General features: G+C 47.4%; 17 protein-coding genes. 8 read left to right on the forward strand and 9 right to left on the reverse strand.

The features are described 5' to 3' along the window. The first annotated feature begins 3 nt into the window (after nucleotides 1-3). The 3 genes from DVO77_RS17275 to DVO77_RS17285 all read left to right on the forward strand — a co-directional run bounded on the left by DVO77_RS17275 (nucleotide 4) and on the right by DVO77_RS17285 (nucleotide 3,777). Nucleotides 4-945, forward strand: coding sequence for a TAXI family TRAP transporter solute-binding subunit (locus DVO77_RS17275; protein ID WP_119979174.1), 942 nt, complete (start codon nucleotides 4-6; stop codon nucleotides 943-945). 378 nt (nucleotides 946-1,323) lie between these two features. Further along, the gene (locus DVO77_RS17280) at nucleotides 1,324-3,270 is read left to right on the forward strand and encodes a TRAP transporter permease (RefSeq protein WP_119979175.1); all 1,947 of its coding nucleotides are present in this window, start codon (nucleotides 1,324-1,326) and stop codon (nucleotides 3,268-3,270) included. A 183-nt stretch (nucleotides 3,271-3,453) separates the two neighbouring features. Continuing rightward, entirely contained in the window at nucleotides 3,454-3,777 is a 324-nt protein-coding gene (locus tag DVO77_RS17285) for a DUF1840 domain-containing protein (RefSeq protein ID WP_110457447.1), read from the forward strand. A gap of 4 nt (nucleotides 3,778-3,781) precedes the next feature. Here DVO77_RS17285 and DVO77_RS17290 read toward each other — a convergent pair whose 3' ends face one another. Beyond that, nucleotides 3,782-4,726 carry a LysR family transcriptional regulator gene (locus DVO77_RS17290; RefSeq protein WP_119979176.1) on the reverse strand — a complete coding sequence of 315 codons (945 nt, stop codon included), beginning with the start codon at nucleotides 4,724-4,726 and terminating at the stop codon, nucleotides 3,782-3,784. 134 nt (nucleotides 4,727-4,860) lie between these two features. On the opposite strand from DVO77_RS17290, the gene DVO77_RS17295 reads away from it, so the two are divergent. Genes DVO77_RS17295 through DVO77_RS17310 form a run of 4 tightly spaced genes read left to right on the forward strand, consistent with a single transcriptional unit; the run spans nucleotide 4,861 to nucleotide 7,641 of the window. Continuing rightward, nucleotides 4,861-5,121 carry a hypothetical protein gene (locus DVO77_RS17295; protein WP_110457445.1) on the forward strand — a complete coding sequence of 87 codons (261 nt, stop codon included), beginning with the start codon at nucleotides 4,861-4,863 and terminating at the stop codon, nucleotides 5,119-5,121. Nucleotide 5,122: 1 nt separating this feature from the next. Next, nucleotides 5,123-6,055 carry a sodium-dependent bicarbonate transport family permease gene (locus DVO77_RS17300; protein WP_110457444.1) on the forward strand — a complete coding sequence of 311 codons (933 nt, stop codon included), beginning with the start codon at nucleotides 5,123-5,125 and terminating at the stop codon, nucleotides 6,053-6,055. Nucleotides 6,056-6,064: 9 nt separating this feature from the next. Then, the gene (purE, locus tag DVO77_RS17305) at nucleotides 6,065-6,547 is read left to right on the forward strand and encodes a 5-(carboxyamino)imidazole ribonucleotide mutase (protein WP_110457443.1); all 483 of its coding nucleotides are present in this window, start codon (nucleotides 6,065-6,067) and stop codon (nucleotides 6,545-6,547) included. Next, nucleotides 6,547-7,641, forward strand: a complete 1,095-nt coding sequence (locus DVO77_RS17310) for a 5-(carboxyamino)imidazole ribonucleotide synthase (RefSeq protein ID WP_119979177.1) — start codon at nucleotides 6,547-6,549, stop codon at nucleotides 7,639-7,641. The genes purE and DVO77_RS17310 overlap by 1 nt, the downstream gene beginning before the upstream one ends. 47 nt (nucleotides 7,642-7,688) lie before the next feature. Here DVO77_RS17310 and DVO77_RS17315 read toward each other — a convergent pair whose 3' ends face one another. Beyond that, entirely contained in the window at nucleotides 7,689-7,937 is a 249-nt protein-coding gene (locus DVO77_RS17315; RefSeq protein ID WP_110457441.1) for a hypothetical protein, read from the reverse strand. Nucleotides 7,938-8,246: 309 nt separating this feature from the next. Here DVO77_RS17315 and yghU point away from each other — a divergent pair, with 309 nt between their 5' ends. Then, the gene (yghU, locus tag DVO77_RS17320; RefSeq protein WP_119979178.1) at nucleotides 8,247-9,104 is read left to right on the forward strand and encodes a glutathione-dependent disulfide-bond oxidoreductase; all 858 of its coding nucleotides are present in this window, start codon (nucleotides 8,247-8,249) and stop codon (nucleotides 9,102-9,104) included. Between the two features lie 425 nt (nucleotides 9,105-9,529). Here the strand turns inward: yghU and DVO77_RS17325 are convergent, their stop codons facing one another. The 7 genes from DVO77_RS17325 to DVO77_RS17355 form a co-directional block, all read right to left on the reverse strand. Further along, nucleotides 9,530-10,654 carry a hypothetical protein gene (locus DVO77_RS17325; RefSeq protein WP_119979179.1) on the reverse strand — a complete coding sequence of 375 codons (1,125 nt, stop codon included), beginning with the start codon at nucleotides 10,652-10,654 and terminating at the stop codon, nucleotides 9,530-9,532. 1 nt (nucleotide 10,655) lies between these two features. Then, entirely contained in the window at nucleotides 10,656-12,062 is a 1,407-nt protein-coding gene (locus DVO77_RS17330) for a DUF6844 domain-containing protein (RefSeq protein ID WP_119979180.1), read from the reverse strand. Between the two features lie 23 nt (nucleotides 12,063-12,085). Next, on the reverse strand, nucleotides 12,086-12,685 hold the full coding sequence (lpoB, locus tag DVO77_RS17335) for a penicillin-binding protein activator LpoB (protein WP_119979181.1): 600 nt from the start codon (nucleotides 12,683-12,685) through the stop codon (nucleotides 12,086-12,088). Between the two features lie 10 nt (nucleotides 12,686-12,695). After that, nucleotides 12,696-14,072, reverse strand: a complete 1,377-nt coding sequence (locus DVO77_RS17340) for a COG3014 family protein (protein ID WP_249038206.1) — start codon at nucleotides 14,070-14,072, stop codon at nucleotides 12,696-12,698. Between the two features lie 384 nt (nucleotides 14,073-14,456). Next, the gene (locus DVO77_RS17345) at nucleotides 14,457-16,643 is read right to left on the reverse strand and encodes an OsmC domain/YcaO domain-containing protein (protein WP_119979183.1); all 2,187 of its coding nucleotides are present in this window, start codon (nucleotides 16,641-16,643) and stop codon (nucleotides 14,457-14,459) included. Nucleotides 16,644-16,796: 153 nt separating this feature from the next. After that, complete coding sequence (locus tag DVO77_RS17350; protein ID WP_119979184.1) at nucleotides 16,797-16,985, reverse strand: hypothetical protein; 189 nt, start codon at nucleotides 16,983-16,985, stop codon at nucleotides 16,797-16,799. 16 nt (nucleotides 16,986-17,001) lie between these two features. After that, nucleotides 17,002-17,874, reverse strand: a complete 873-nt coding sequence (locus tag DVO77_RS17355) for a DMT family transporter (RefSeq protein WP_119979185.1) — start codon at nucleotides 17,872-17,874, stop codon at nucleotides 17,002-17,004. Between the last annotated feature and the right edge of the window lie 62 nt (nucleotides 17,875-17,936).

Below are 17,936 nucleotides of genomic sequence, written 5' to 3' on the forward strand. Positions count from 1 at the left end.
ACTATGATTCATCGCATCTTAGCACTCGCTCTACTGCTTATGTTGCCAACGGCACTTCATGCAGAGAACTACTCCATCGGAACGGGCGGCCAAAGTGGCATTTACTATCCCTTAGGCGGCGCCTTAGCCAAGGTATGGTCTGAACATATTGACGATGTTAATGTAAAAGCAGAGGTCACCGCCGCCTCGGTAGAGAACACCATTAAAGTGGTTCGTGGCGATATGATTGCTGGCATCGCCATGGGCAACGTGGTACTCGATGCCTACAAAGGCGAAGGTAAATTTAAGAGCGCCATGCCGGTCAACACCTTGTTTGCGCTATATCCCAACCTAGTGCATGCCATCAGTCTTAAAAAGTCGGGCATTACCTCTCTAAACCAATTAAAAGGCAAGCGTATCTCGTTAGGGGCACCAGCCAGTGGAACCGCCGTGACCTCTGCAGCATTGCTTGAGTCGATGGGGCTCGATATCAAAAAAGATATCGATGCGGTTTACCTTAACTACTCAGAAACCACAAACGCCTTGGCCAATGGCCAAATCGACGCAGGCTTTATTGTCGGCGGGCAAGGAGTTGGGGCTGTAACCCAAGTAGCACTGACCCATGATATCAATCTTATCCCTATCACTGATGAACAAAGTGCCGCTTTCATGGCGCAATACCCAGCCTACAGCAGCTACACTATTCCTGAAAATGTCTACAACAAGGTAGCTGCAGTCCCCACATTAAGTGTGTGGAATGTATTGGTTGTTAGCGCCACGATGAGCGATGAAATGGCATTTAACTTAACCAAAGCGGCATTCGAAAACATGGCCGAAGTACGTAAAGTGGTTAAAGTGGCCGAAGCCACTACACCTGAAAATGCGTTTCACCTAAAGGGAGTGCCACTGCACCCTGGCGCGCAGCAATATTTCGATTCAATGGCTAAGGGCGCCAGCGCGAAGTAAAGCGCAGGACAACTGAGCCGATGCTCGATGCGTTTCCCCCGCGAAATGGATCTATAGAACATTAGCATCACCAACAAAGGCAACTACACAGTTGCCTTTGTCACCTTAAATGTGCTTAGGCCTGTTGATCTTTCAAGGTTGTTTTTGCAGCGAATTGTTGGGTATTTATACAAGGCAGAAGCTTCGTGGTGTAGTTATTCTACATAAAAAGCTGAGAACGCAGTAGAAATGACCAACACATGCTGCCCGAAGGGGTCGGCTAAAAACGTTTTTGTCTCGAACAAAATTCAACCAGTAAAGCTCAACAGGCCCTAATACATAATGAAGCGCGCTAGCGCCACTGCGTAGCCGCCATTTTCGTTTAATGAAGGATTTTTTATGAGTGCAGTTGAACATAATGCCTCTGCAGATCGCAGTGACGCATCACTTGCGAGCGATAGACCTATGCCATTTGAGCGCATAGTGACACTTTTTGGCTATGGGATCCTCGCCATTGCTGTCGCACTCTCGGCATTTCAGATCTGGCAAGGTATAACCTCGACAATATCGGCCACCTACTTTCGCCCTACCCACCTCACCTGGGTGTTGGTGCTGATTTTTTTACATTATCCACTAGTCGCTAATCGCTATAGCAAGCTGTACCTCTCTGGGCGTGTGGTCGACCTGGTATTATGCGCTGCCGCCGTGTTTGCCGGTTACCGTCTGTGGATATTTGATTACAACGATATCGATCATCTGCTGTATGGCTTAGGCAGCGCCGATCTTATCGCGGGCTGCGTCTTGCTGGGATTATTGATGGAGGGATGTCGCCGTACGGTAGGCCCGGTTATGGTATTGATAGCGCTACTCTTTCTTAGTTATAGCGCTTTTGGTGATATGTTACCTGGCGCGCTAGCGACTAAGGCCTATTCATTACAAGAGCTGATACAGTTTCAGGTTTATTCCGCCAATGGCGTGTTCGGCTCCGCCTTAGGGATCGCCGCCACCACAGTGTTTATCTTTGTGCTATTTGGCGCCTTTTTAGAGGTGACAGGCGCTGGTAAGTTTTTTATCGATCTGGCTTTTTCGATTGCCGGAAAATACCGCGGTGGCCCGGCAAAGGCCGCGGTACTGGCTTCGGCGGGTTTAGGCTCCATTTCAGGTTCGGCCATCGCCAATACCGTTACCACAGGTTCGGTCACTATTCCCATGATGAAAAAGCTCGGGTATACCCCGGAGCAATCGGCGGGGATTGAGGCCGCAGCTTCCACGGGTGGACAAATCATGCCTCCTATCATGGGTGCTGGCGCCTTTGTTATGGCGCAATTTACTGGCGTGCCTTATAGCGACATCATGTTGGCCTCGATAGCACCTGCCATCTTGTACTTTTTCTGTACCTTGCTCTATGTGCATCTGATGGCCTGTAAGCTCAACTTGCGGGCTCAAAGCCGCACCGAAGCGGTGATCACCGTCATGAAAGATGGCGCCCATCACCTTATTCCTTTAGTGCTGATCACTGTGCTGCTGATGCTGGCGTATTCACCGCTGTTGGTGGGCGTGGCGGGCTGCGCAGCAATCTTATTAACAGCAGGGCTGCGTAAACATAGCCGCATCGGCTTACGTAAATTTATCTCAGGCATGAAAAACGGGGCGCTATTGGCGCTGCCTATCTCGGTGGCGTGTGGCGCGGCGGGGATCATTGTTGGCGTTGTCGGCCAAACAGGTATTGGTTTGCAATTTACCCAGTTTGTGATGGATTTTTCCGGTGGCTATATGTTGGTAGCACTGGGACTGGTCAGCATTGTGGCCTTAGTGCTGGGGATGGGTCTACCGGTAACGGCGGCATATATTGTGCTTGCCGTGATGGCCGTGCCTATGCTGGGCGACTTTGGCTTACCCCTATTGACTGCCCATCTGATTGTATTTTGGCTGTCACAAACCTCCAATGTCACACCGCCTATCGCGCTGGCGGCCTTCGCTGGTGCCGGTGTGGCAAACGCCAACCCGATGAAGTCATCGGTAGAAGCCTTTAAGTTAGCCGGTGGCCTGTTTATCATCCCCATCATGATGGCTTATACTGACCTACTTAATCCCGATGTTAGTTGGCTAGGCTTTCTATTTGCGATAGCACAAACCAGCACCATCATAGTCGCATTGGCTATCGCTATCGAAGGCTATATGCTGCGTAGGCTGACCCTAATAGAGCGATTGGTGGCCCTGTTTATTGTCCCCTTGGTACTCTTTAATCCATTTAATTTAGGCATAGCTGGTGTCGCAGCATTACTGGTATTGCTAGCCATACAGTGGCAAAGCCGCGATGTGATTAAGCGTTCAGATAATCACTAACCGCCGTTGATGAGCGCGCCAAGGTCATCATGCCTTGTCGCGCTAACGCCTTAACCTAAGATAATGACCTAGAATAAACTTATTGTGATAATTGCCGATTTAAGTGGTCGGCGTATAAGTATGGCATCATACTGAAAGTTAACATGCTATCATCAATCATCCGCCACATTTAAGGGGCCAGCCATGTTGGTTACATTTAAGACCAAGTACTATTCTGACATCACCATGTTTGGCGATGTTGCTACCCGTTTACTGCAAATGATGGGACACAGTACCATAGTGCCCGGTGCCATCGCGGCCGCCGATGTCCCCGCTGCATTGCAAAAATTATCGGCGGCTATTTCGGCGCTCCCCACTGTCGATGAAGCCGCTCGCACACAGCTCGATGCCGATAATGAAGAAGAGGAGGACGATGCGCCGGAAGTCAGCTTACGCCACCGCGCCTTACCACTTATCGCCTTACTCGAGTCGGCGCAAGAGTCGCAAAGCTACGTCATGTGGGAATAACACCCTAAATCGGCTCGCAACGGGCCAATTCGGTTAGCAGCATTTCACGCCCCTCATTCTGTACATGAGATAAAAAGGCCTGTGCTATCGCCGAGGGCCGTTTCGACTTTAGCCATAAAAAATACCAATTGGAGTTAATAGGCAAGGATTTCACCCGCAACTGAGCCAGCCCCATATGGCCGCCAAACGTGAGGGTATGGGCTGATAATATACTCACCCCTAAACCAGACATCACCGAATGTTTAATGGCTTCGTTACTCTCAATGGTCATCTTCACATTAAGCTTAACGCCTTGTTTGCTCATGAAGTTTTCGATGGCTAAACGGGTACCGGAACCGTTCTCACGCATTAAAAAAGGCGCCTCACATAACTGGGCTAACGACACCTCCGCTTGCTGCACCAACGGATGCTCTTCGTGGGCAATGGCAACCAGTGGATTATTAAAAAATTCGATGCTCTCGGTATTAAGGTCGCCCGGTGGATGACTAAAGACATAAAAATCATCAATGCCTTGTTTAAGCCGTTCGATGATCTGTTGGCGGTTACCCACATTTAATTGCACGCTGATATTGGGGTAACGCTTACAAAATGGCCCTAACAGATGCGGAATAAAGTATTTTGCGGTGGTCACCACCGCCAAGCGAAGCGTTCCTGACTTCAACTCCCCCATGTCTGACAACGACATCTCTAAGCGAGAAAAACTGTCTAATACCTCGGTGGCTGTTTTCACCACCTCTAATCCCGCTTCGGTAAACACCACTTTTCTGCCCACGATGTTATACAAAGCCAGCCCGACTACGTCGGCCAGTTTTTTTAATTGCATCGAGATTGTCGGCTGAGTCAGGTGCAATTGCTGCGCGGCGCCACTGACGCTGCCGCTATCATATACCGCTAACAAAATCTCCATCTGCCGCAGGGTGCCTAAATGGGCTTGTAATCTGAGTGACATGGCTGACCTTTATATAGATTTTTATCTATAGAGTAACTAATAAATATCTATTTTTATATATAGCCTGTTTTTGGCAAGATTACCGCATAAATTTGGTGACCGATAGCAATCGGCCGCAAACAAGCGAGGATGGGATGAAACAGATCATTGAACAAATACGACAAGACCGCGCGCTGTTATTTAGTTTACTGGTTGCTACAGGTGTGGGCGCACTTGGCGGCGTAGCTAACATACAGGGCCACAATGGTGGCGGACTGCTTCTGTCTGCTGGCGCGGTTTTCACCCTATGCGCAGTCACTCTTTTCAATCGACTCACCTCATCATCGCGCCGCCAACGTCAGCCTCTGGCGTCAACAACGCAGGTCAAGCTCACCTCTGACTTAAGCGGAAGCTAATATGCAACTCGACATTACCATCGCATTTTTCATCTTAGGAGCGTTAGCCACATTATTGAAATCCAATGTGCAATTTCCTAAGGCGCTCTATCAAGCTTTGACCCTATTCTTATTAATCGCCATCGGCCTAAAAGGTGGCGTAGCGCTGGCCAAATATGGCTCTAGCGCACTATTACCCCAGTCGATGTGGGTCATCGCAATGGGGTTAATATTGCCACTTATCGCCTTTCCCATTTTACGCTTTATCGGCCAACTTAACCGCGCCGATAGCGCCTCAATTGCTGCCCATTATGGCTCGGTAAGCATTGGTACCTATGCGGTCGCGGTGGCATTTTTAGAATCGCAACATATCAGTTATGAAGCCTATTTCCCGCTGTTTGTGGTGTTACTGGAGATCCCTGCGATTGCCGTCGGTATCGCCCTTGCCCAAGAAAAAGGCCAGCAAGTGAAGTGGCGCGTATTACTGCATGAAGTGTTTTGTAATCAAAGCTTAATCCTACTTGTGGGGGCGCTGGTTATGGGTTACTGGGGCGCCGACCGAATAGGCTCTATCACGCCGCTGTTCTTTGACCTGTTCCATGGTGTCTTGGCATTGTTCTTATTAGAGATGGGGATGATGGCGGCCAGTCGAATTCAGGCGCTAAAACAGATGGGCAGCTTTATTCTGGCATTTGGCGTGGCCATGCCCTTAATTGGCGGTTTCATCGGCTGCTTACTGGGGCTCTATTTAGGGCTGTCCAATGGCGGTGCTATCTTATTGGCCACCTTAGGCGCCAGCGCATCTTATATTGCGGTGCCTGCGGCGATGCGCGTTGCCATTCCCCGGGCCGACCATAGCCTGTCGGTCACCTATTCGTTAGCAATCACCTTCCCGTTCAACGTACTGGTCGGTATCCCCACTTATGCACTATTTACACATTGGTTAACAACTTAAGAGGCAGCAATGACACAAGCTAAAGTCGCAATAATTATGGGCTCACAAAGTGATTGGCCCACCATGAAAAATGCAACCACTGTGCTCGATGCACTAAAGATAAGCTACCACACACAAGTGGTATCGGCGCATCGTACCCCTGAGCGTCTGGTCGAATTTAGCCATAATGCGGCTAAAGAGGGCATAGAGGTGATCATTGCTGGCGCTGGCGGCGCCGCACACCTACCCGGCATGACTGCCGCGATGACCCACCTGCCCGTAATTGCGGTGCCGGTGTCGAGTAAATCTTTAAAAGGAATGGACAGTTTGCTGTCTATCGTGCAAATGCCGAAAGGGGTTGCTGTGGCCACCCAAGCGATTGGCGAGTCGGGTGCCTTTAATGCCGGCCTGATGGCAGCGCAAATATTGGCACTGGGTGATAGCGCTTTAACTCAGCGGCTTATCGATTGGAGAGCTTCACAAACTGCCAGCGTGCCTTTGGAGGTAGAATAATGCGTATTGGCATCATTGGCTGCGGTCAATTAGCCCGCATGCTGGCACTGGCGGGGCTCCCTTTGGGGCTCAAGTTTAGCTTTGTGGCCGATACTGGCAGCGATACGGATTTAAGCTGCGTAGAAGGTTTAGGACTGATTGCCCCATGGCAAGCGGGTGATAACCTTGCAGACCTTTATGATGCCTTAGGTCAGCCTGATGCTTTCACGGTAGAAAAGGAGCAGGTCGACCTCAACTTACTGCACGGCTTAACCGCATTTTGCCGTTTCGCGCCGAGCGTCAATAGCGTTGCCCATTGCAAAAGCCGTATCGAGGAAAAACAGCTGCTAGCCCAACTTCAGATCCCTAGTGCACCTTTTTGCTATGGTATCGACTTAAACCAAAGCGCCAAAGAGCTTGGTCTACCCATGGTGCTTAAATCCTTACATGACGGCTATGACGGCAAAAACCAGTGGCTAGTCAAAGATGATAGACAACTAACACAGCTCGCTGCCAGCCCACCCCAAACGGACTATCTGGCAGAGCAGTGGGTAGCGTTTGACCGGGAAGTATCGCTTATCGGTGTGCGCAGCACGACGGGCGACACCCAGCTTTACCCGCTAACCGAAAATGTGCACCATCAAGGGATCTTAGTGCGCTCCATCGCCCCAGCTCAGGGGATAACGCCTCTGATGCAACAAACCGCCGAAGATTATATGCGGGCGATTTTTGACGCCCTGCCCTATGTGGGCGTGCTCGCCATGGAGTTATTTGTGGTGGGAGATAAACTACTGGTTAACGAGCTGGCTCCTAGAGTGCATAACAGCGGCCACTGGACACAGCTGGGCGCCATGACCTGTCAATTTGAAAACCACCTAAGGGCGATAGCCGGTCTGCCGCTAGGGGCAACGCAAGCTCAAGGCGCGACGGCAATGCTCAATTTACTGGGCACAGCTGCAGCGCCAAGGGAGGCGCTTACCACCAATGCCAGTTTGCACTGGTATAACAAGACGCCACAACCTCAACGAAAAGTGGGCCATATCAACATTAATGCCTGCGACCATGCGCAATTACAGCAGCAGATCGCACAAGTTGAAGCTCGCTTGTCCCGTTAGCGCCACTCGTCAGACAACGGCGCTTTAGGGCTGTCGCTCAACCACACTTAATGCTGTGGTTGGGCGCCATTTCGGACAATATCTTTACCCGTATCAAACACCTCTTGGGTTACCCAACGGGCAAGCAATAACTTGTGGTTATTGCCAAACACCGCCACAAAGTGACGACCGTCGGCATTATTGGTCGCCATGCCAATCCCAACGACCCCTTCTAAACCTAACCCACCCTGCTCAACAGCGGCAATAAAGCGGCGTAACTCGGTTAAATTGTCGATCACATCGTGTTCATTATTCATCTATTCACTACTCTTATCGTCACAACTGACCTGCATTGGCTCAAATGGAGCTGAGGTTCAGTCTGTATCTGTATCACTTTGAGCGGCGTACTTTACCGTAAAGTGGGGGACAATGTGAACTCTCAGTATTGCACTATCATCATTGGCTAAGGCGGCAGAGATTCTATTGCGGCCATTTATCTGCCACTTATAACTAATACTTGGGATCGATAGCCAAGTATTATAACTAAAAATAACCTTTAGGGGTTTAACTCTGATTAAACATCCCGATATTAACCAGTATCACGCCAGTAAAACCAAGGAAATCACATGACACAGGAATATACGCCCCCCAAAGTATGGACAATGGATAGAGAGAGCGGCGGCAAATGGGCCAGTATTAATCGCCCCGATTCTGGCGCCAGACACCAACAAGCCTTGCCAGTAGGCAAGCATCCTTTGCAACTGCATTCGTTGGCCACCCCTAACGGCCAAAAAGTCACTATCATGCTGGAGGAACTCTTGGCTAAAGGTGTTAGCGCCGCCGAATACGATGCCTACACCATAGATATTGGCGAGGGCGAGCAATTCTCATCAGGCTTTGTCGCCATCAACCCCAACTCGAAAATTCCTGCCCTCGTCGATAACTCGGGTGATGAGCCGATAAGAGTGTTTGAGTCGGGCGCCATCTTGCTTTATTTAGCCGACAAATTTGGCCACTTTATCCCTAAAGATCACGCCGCCCGCACTGAGACACTCAATTGGTTATTTTGGCTACAAGGCTCGGCGCCTTACTTGGGTGGCGGGTTCGGCCACTTCTATGCCTATGCGCCTGAAAAATTTGAGTACCCCATCAATCGCTTCACCATGGAAGTGAAACGCCAATTAGACGTGCTAGATAAACAGTTAGCCAACAACACCTACATTGCAGGCGATGAATACAGCATTGCCGATATGGCCATTTGGACTTGGTACGGTAACTTAGTGCTTGGCCATTTATATGATGCCGCCGAATTCTTAGCGGTAGACTCTTATACTCATGTCGTTCGCTGGGCCAACAATGTCGCCGCCAGACCCGCAGTGCAGCGCGGTCGTATCGTCAACCGCACATGGGGCGAAACGTGGGAGCAACTCGATGAGCGCCACAGCGCCAGCGATATAGACCAAGTGCTAAATCAGCGTCCTTAGGCTAACGTCGCGTGATTACGCCATGAATCGATTACCATTGAATTAAAAAATATCACCAAAAAATTGAGCGTTAAACTTAATGCCAGTCAGTTAAGTTGACTGGTATTTTTTTTCTGGAATATCGCCTTCAGTATTATTACGCTTTCGGCCTGTTCATAAAAACGCTTCACCTAACCAGAAATAACGACAGGAGTTGACCATAGGTATCTTGAATTTTTGGCTGATTAGCTCCCCCTAGAAGTTCAGTGAATGCATAAGTTTCTGCTAACAGTTAAAAAGACAAAAAATAGTTAAGGTTTCAAATTAATTAGGTTAATTGTTGACGATTCATAGGTTTGTGAGGCAAAGATAAAAAAAACCGAATTCTAAAATAGAATTCGGTTTTTGAAATGCTATAACTTCAATGTTTTATTTATAACTAAAGGTCACAGTACTATTCCACTGGTTCTTTTAACTGGAGGATCTTGAGTTATTTTTTGTTGCATTGGTTGGGCAACGGGCTCAGGCACTTTACGTACTATAGGCAAATCGGATAATCCATCACGCTTGCCACTGATGAGCTCAACATAAGCCATCTTTGCTAACACTTTGGTCACGCTAACCTGAGCAACTTTGGTTTCCGTATATCCAAGACTCTCTTTGGTGATCGGGTCAATCATCTTCTCTCCCGCAGCAAAGACATCGTAGCGCTCACCTACCTTAACCGTGCTGCCACCTGAATTTAGTACTAGCGTACCATCTTCTGAGGCCAACAAGACGATAGGGTAGATATTGCCTTTGAGCTGTTCAAAGACCTTACGAGAGGTGATATCTAGCAAGGTAGCTAAATTATTGCGGCCGGATGAGGTCGGTACTTTAGCGCTCCACTTGATCTGATTATTCACCAGATCAATCACCTGATACTCCACCACCACTCGGCTATCATAGCTCACTTGTACATCTTCGATATACTCACCCGTGAGTGCAACTTTACGAGAATTATCTACAACCCTCTTATCCGTTGATGCCTCGACTACACGTCCTTTGAGAACATAGTCCACCCCAGGTTGAGTGCGATCGGCAATGACGCGGAACTTACGGTCCTGAACAAAGCGAGCCTCAATTGACCGAGTGAACTCCTTAGCAAGTTTCCCCTGAAAAGGTTCAATCGCAATAGTGCGACGATTCTTGTTCATCCCTTTAAGCTTTTTCTGGCGTTCAACATCATCATCGGTTTCGACATTAGCCAGCAAGCGTACGACGCATTCGCCTTCATTACAGTGCTGAGATAAGATGCGATAGGTCGCCCGACCTGCAGTACCAAAATCCTTAATGCCAGAACTCTGACGAAGAAAGCTGGTTCCCTCTCCAGATTGACGCGATGATGCATCAAGAGACTGGCGCTGACTACTTACGGTTACACCGGAAATTTGCTCAACCGCGCTAATTAACGCCGCATCAATGGCCGAGGAAGATGAGTTACCAGTTGCGGTAACCTCAATGGACTCTATACCAGCCAAAGCAGGATTACTGACCATAAAAGCGACCAATAGCACAACAAGTTGGCGCATATTAGAAGTCCTCTGGGTCAAATCGATCTACCGACTTACGCCCCTGTACCTGACCGCCATCTTTTTTGGCTTTAGGATCCTTAGCCGCCATGCCAGCTTCAATCTCAGCGGCACTCTTACCACTTTGCATCAACTCAGCATTTTGAATCGCTACCGGATGCCACACGACAACAACCCCTGACATCTCTTTACCTGTAATGGGATGCTTCTGACGCCATTGATGGCGAACATTGACTCCAGTCAATCCGGAGACTGACGCCGTCATTTTTGACAAAGCTTCCGACTGACGCATTATCTCCTTGCGCACTGCACCACTGTTTTTACGTACCGAGCCATCGTTTAATAAATCAAATGTATGCTGCTTAGTCTTATTTGATCCTTGCATCGATTCGCGTACATAATCACCATTCATATTGTAAGTAGCTGCAAGCGATCCATAAGCGTTATCTAGAGCAAACTGGTGAGCATCTTCTCGCTCAAGGTCGCGTTCGTCTGAATCAGGGCTATAACGCACACCTGACTGCCCAAATGACACTATCATTGGGTAGCCCTTGTCATCATAAAATACCTTGGTACCCATCTCTAAATATGGCTCAGAGAGCGATGCCAGCGCCGCGCTCACATTGGCATACTCGGGGTTAGCCTTGGCGGGGTTAGGCTCAACCATGCCACCAGACTCAACTAATGCGCGGATCTGCTCACGCTTACGCGCCGACAAAGCCATCACTACACCAACATGCCCAGTACCATCTTCACGAATAAACTCATATACCTGCTCAACCGTCATTCCCGATAGATCACCAAAGGCTTTGGTCATCGTCTTGGTACCAATAGCATCTCTAAACAAATCACGTTTAATCTGCGGAGTTGCCTTCTTGAACGAAGCGGGTTCAATGCCCTGTTCGACAAGCTCCTTATCCAACATGGTTTCTGCTAACAAAATCGCCTTATCCAATAAAGAGTCTACACCAGCCTTGCTCTGAAAATCCGCAGCTGTTGGTTCGGGCTTACCTTTGCTGGAAAAAAATTCGCGAAACTGCTCCTGCACCACATCGCGATTGAGCGTAGTTAAGTAATTTTCACGAGCTTTTAAAACAGCTTCTTTGATCGCCTGTTCACGAAAGATAGCCCAATCGGGATCATTACTATTTATGTTCAAGCTGGCTTTACCACTAAAGAATAGTACCGAGTGCGCCTTGCCTGCTTTAGCCACTCGCTCCTCTACGTCAGTGATATAATCGCTAATAGCTTTATCGACCAAATCGGCTGGATCACTCTGTGCTTGTTGAACATTTTCACTAGATTGAGGCGGCAACACTACCTCAGGATCGGCAACCTGCGTCGCCATCTGGTCAGCTGACGCGCTAAAGCTCAGCGCAAGCATTAACACAAATACCTTATAGTTCATCTGTTATTCCTTTAACTTTATCTTTACCAAGAAACACTATCACCGTCGGTGACTTTACCAACCACACGCTCACCTTCCCAGTATGCTAAGCCATTCTGAATGTTAGTCATAGAAAGTTGAAAATAGTATTCGATACGCGTATCGCCATTATCTAGTGACGCATTACGTTGCATGATTTTTCCAGACAAACTAAAGTCAGGCGCATAGACTTCATTATCACCTTTGACACTAGATTGCTTAACCATTTTTGAGTCTTTCAGCTGACGCATCTCACGTGTCGCCGAGTCTTCACCACTAAATGCTGTCGTCACAAGAAACTTACCAGAATTAAGTAACTTAACCCGCATAGACTTTACTAACTGATCGGTATCAATTCGTTGCATGGTGTCATTGGTCACATCGCTTATATACAAGATATAACGACCATTTGGTTCTGGATGCCTCATTAATGGGCTAATTACCAATTCATCAGCCATAGAGTCGGCCGCTGACTTAAAGTCGGCATAAGATAAAGCCGCTACCAAATTCGACTCTTTATCCGCAGCATCAATATATGATGTAGTGGTTTGACAAGCCGTCATCAGTAGAACTGCTGCCGATACAACAAGTGCTTTCTTAAACATAATAAATCCCTTAAATATTGATAACTCGAACGATTGGGGCTACCCCAGATGAAATGGCTTTTACATGTACGATATGTTGTTTTGCGTTAGGATCGAGCACTACATCCAGTTGGTGATTACCAGCCTTCACCTTAATAGTGCTATCCTTTTTCTTAAAGTGAGCGGTTTGAAACTGCTTAGGTAATGACGTAAAGCTTCGTGTGTCAGCATTTGTTGTCGCAACTTGAGTGACAGCAAGTAGGTTACCGAGGATTTGGTTGGAGTCCATCGCTTGTTTCTGAACGACTGTTTTTAATACCGTTCTAGAGATTTCACGAGTTAAGATCATCGGATATAACTTCTCAAATTCAGCACCGATAACTTTATCAATATCTGCTATAACTTGGGTCTTAACACCACCAACTTCAATATATTCATGTGCCATCTGACGCTCTTTCAATCTAGGCAATGCCATACCGACATAAGAGACATCATCACTCAACAAGAATACTGGCAGATCGACACGAAACTCTTCTTTTACTGCCGATTGACCATTTTCAAAAATAACCCACACCATATCATCTAGACTGTCGCTGTTACCTTTGCTCTTCGCTAATGCAAGCTCGATGTCATTTTGCACCCACTTAGAATTAGTCATGCCGTAAACACGCTTAAATGCATCGCTCGCCTTCTGAAAATCTGAAACCGACTTACCATTAAGAAGCAAGTTAAGACCATAACTGTAGGTTGTATATGGATTAACAAAGCCATCATAGGGCTGCCACTTATCTAAAGTTACGCCGTTTTTTGCTAATAACTGCTTGGTTTCATCACTTTGAGCCGATTTATCAGCATACTCTGCAGCTTCTTGCTCTTTTTCGTCTAGCTGCTCTTTTTGCTCCTTAATTTGCTTTGCAAAATACTCCACAGCACGACGCTGACGCTCTTCTGCACGATTCCATTCAACTCGAGCATCATTAAAATCGCTCTTGAACATGAAGTTCCATGCCTTAATCGTATTCGCCATAACACCATCATATTGGGTTTGCTCATACGCCATCATGGCGTCATTGCCCAACATGGATAAACCTAGCTCAGCGGTTTCATTGACTACACCTTCCTGATCTTCACTTTTCATCATCTTCTCTGATGCATCTAGTAAGATAGTAGATTGTTCGTATTCACCGGCATAGCTCAGTACCGCACCGGCTTCAAGTCCCCACAATAGGTTATCAACGCTTTTATTCTCAGGATTATAACCAGCCTCCTTCATTGAAAACTGAGATGCCGCCACTAAGTCACCGGAATTAAATGAGGTATTGAACTGTTCCATTGATTGGTTATGTACGATCCCCGCACAGCCAGAGAGCATAGCCACTGTGATAGCAGCCGAAAGAGCACGTATCATCACAACATTCCTTTTGTTTATTATTATATTAACCATTAATATATAAGCGGCCGAGGGTTAAACTTTACCCTCGGCCGCAAACGGCGCATGATACTCTCGCAATTAACTCTTTACAAGTAACAACTTACAACAAAATACTCACAATCAACTTAGACTGTTACCAGCTCCACAAATACTCGAGTTTTTACGAAAAATACATCCGACTTTTAAGGTAAATACCAACCTAAAAGAAAAGGATTGTTAAATAATTTCTATTTTCTATGAACAAACTACCACCAGTTCAAGATTAACGGCCTATTTGATATAAAAAAGCGAGCCTTAGGCTCGCTTTTTTGGGGTTAAGTATCAACATGTGCTAACGCAGTTAGTCGCGTAGGCTCATGATTAGAGTCCGGCTTTGGCTTTGCGGGCTTGATGCAATTTCTTATAACTTTCAATCAATCGCAGGTGTGGCTCTATGCCTTCAAGCTGCATGCTCGTTTGGGTTAAACCAGAGAAACGTATGTCACCGTTTACCGAGCCAACCACTTGCTCCATCACGGCTTCACCAAACATTCTATTGAAGTTATGGATGAAATCTTCCAGCGCTAACGCTTCGTCTAAGGTCACTTCCAATACCGCATTAACCGCTTGATAGAACAAGCCACGCTCAACCGTATTATCGTTAAACTGCAAGAAGTCGCCCACCAGCTCCAGCGCCTCATCATGAGCACCGAGTGCAAGATAGATAAGGATTTTAAGCTCAATAATGGTGAGCTGGCCCCACACGGTATTTTCATCGAACACGATGCCAATCAGGGTGCGAATATCTGTGTAGTTATCGAGCTGACTCTCTTCAAAACGATTGACTAAATCAACCAGCTCATCATCACTCAAGGTATGCAGGTTTAAGATATCTTCACGGTAATCCAGCGCCTTGTTGGTGTTATCCCAAATCAAATCTTCGACAGGATAAACCTCTGAGTAATCTGGCACTAAAATACGGCAAGCCGACGCGCCGAGTTGATCAAACTCAGCCACGTACACCTCTTTACCTAAGGTTGCTAAGATGCCAAACAACCCTTTAGCTTCCTCTTCGTTGGTGCCAGAGAAATCCCACTCGCAGAAGTCAAAGTCATGCTTGCTGCTAAAGAAGCGCCACGAGATCACCCCAGTCGAGTCGATAAAATGTTCGACAAAGTTTTCAGGCTCACTCACCGCCATGCTGTTAAAGGTCGGCTTAGGCACATCGTTAAGGCCTTCGAAGCTGCGACCTTGTAATAGCTCAGTTAAGCTGCGCTCTAAGGCCACTTCGAAACTCGGATGCGCGCCGAATGACGCAAATACGCCGCCAGTTTTCGGATTCATCAAGGTGACACACATCACCGGGAACTGACCGCCTAATGAGGCATCTTTCACTACAACCGGGAAGCCTTGCTCCTCAAGCCCCTTGATACCAGCAAGGATACTGGGGTACTTTTCTAACACCTGCATAGGCACATCGGGTAGCACAATTTCTTGCTCGATAATTTGACGCTTAACCGCACGCTCAAAAATCTCTGATAAGCACTGCACTTCGGCTTCTTGCAGGTTGTTACCCGCGCTCATACCGTTACTTAAAAACAGGTTTTCGATTAAATTCGACGGGAAATAAACCGTCTCGCCATCGGAGCGACGCGTATAGGGGATGCTGCAGATGCCGCGCTCGATGTTGCCTGAGTTGGTATCGATAAGATGCGAGCCACACAGCTCATCATCGGGATTGTAAATGTCTAAACAATAGTCATCGAGCAGGCCAGCAGGCAGCGCATCGTCATCGGTGAGCGCAAACCATTTCTCGTTGGGGTAATGCACAAACTCGCTGTTGGCAATATCCAAACCGAAGAACTGGTCGTTATAGAAAAAGTTACAGTTTAGGCGCTCAATAAATTCACCTAATGCAGAGCATAATGCGCTCTCTTTGGTCGCTCCTTTACCATTGGTAAAGCACATGGGCGAGGCGGCATCACGAATATGCAACGACCACACATTGGGCACGATATTGCGCCATGATGAGATTTCAATCTTCATTCCAAGATCGGCCAACATGCCAGTCATATTGGCGATGGTTTGCTCAAGCGGCAGATCTTTACCCAAAATATAGGTACTCGCTTCGCCATCGGGCTGGCCCATCAACATGGCATTAGCATCGGCGTCGAGATTCTCAACCGTTTCGATTTTGAACTCAGGCCCGGTTTGCACCACTTTTTTCACGGTGCAACGTTCGATAGAGCGTAAGATACCTTGGCGATCTTTGTCGGAAATATCATCTGGCAGCTCAACCTGAATTTGAAAAATTTGGTTGTAGCGATCTTCAGGATCCACAATATTGTTTTGTGACAGGCGAATATTGTCGGTGGGAATGTCACGCGCCTTACAATACACCTTAACGAAATAGGCCGCGCAAAGGGCTGATGAAGCTAAGAAATAATCAAAAGGACTAGGGGCAGAACCATCACCTTTGTAACGGATCGGTTGATCGGCGGTAACGGTAAAATCGTCAAACTTGGCTTCAAGTCTGAGATTGTCGAGAAAATTAACTTTGATTTCCATTGAATATATCCAGTGTCGTGCGCGGCCAAGCGGCCAAAAAACTTACATTGAGGTGAATTATCGGTGTTTTTAACCCATTAGTCTTGGGTTAATTACCAAAAAGCCCATTAAGTGAGTTAGCGCTCAGGAAATACAGCGGCTTGGGGGCGTGGGTTAAAGGTTGCGCTCAGATCCGCGCTTCACTAACACAAAGGTGAGGTACATCTTAGTCGATAACGACAGCGCCATGCCGATGGCGACACCTATCGCACTGATAATAATGCCATTAACGCCCATGGCCTCTATCGTTTCGCTAAGGTTATGCACATAACCCCCAACAGCAATAAGGCTAGTACCAAGCATAATGCAGCACTTATCTCTATAGGGCTGGCCTTGCTTTGATCGCGTAATACCTAGACAACTTAATATATAACAGTAGTGATAGAAAAATCACGCTGCCACCGACAAACTGCTGCAGTTGTAACTGCTCATCTAACATCCAAATACTCAGCAACATGGTCCAAATCGGCTCTAAAATCATCAGCAGTGCGGCCGTTTCCATAGTCACCTTGTACTGCCCCAAGGTTTGCAATAGGTATCGTACCGATGTCGCGATCACCGTCGATATCATAAACCAAAATAGTAACTGCGCATTTAACTCAAAGGCGACTGTTTTGGTCAATGCCACATACACCAAGCCAACAATCCCAACGACAAACAGTTGAATACAAATCGAATCTAATGGTTTGATATTAAGGCTGATATTTTTATTTAATACAAAATGAACCGAAAGTAAGGCCGCAGCTAATAGAAAATACCACTGGCTCGGATCCACCTGCCAACCCTTGGTGAGTATCAGTAACATCATGCCACAAATACTCACAGGCAAAGCCAGCCAAAAGGCACGATTGGGCTTAATTTGAAACAACACCCAAGCGACCATGGGGGCAATAATCATCGCCAAACTCATGATAAATGCCCCTTCCGACAAACTGTGGCTCATGGCGACAGCGTGAACCCAAACCTGCAGTGAGACCCCAAGAAAAATACCGACACCGCCAGCGGACAACAAAGATTTGATGTGCAGTTTAACTACACTTTTATAGCAAAAGGGCAATAGCAGCAGGCTGGCGAGCAAGAAGCGAGCGCCGATAAACAGCTCTCCAGGCATATGAATCACAACCATTTTCGATGCTATCCAACCAACAGCAGCTAACAAGGTAGCGATAAATAGATACAACACTCCGCGCATGATGGGGACTCATATAAAGTAAGATTCAGCCTCAATAGCAAGGCTGAAATGGCGACGACATG

Source organism: Shewanella algidipiscicola (assembly GCF_003605125.1).
Taxonomy (GTDB): domain Bacteria; phylum Pseudomonadota; class Gammaproteobacteria; order Enterobacterales; family Shewanellaceae; genus Shewanella; species Shewanella algidipiscicola.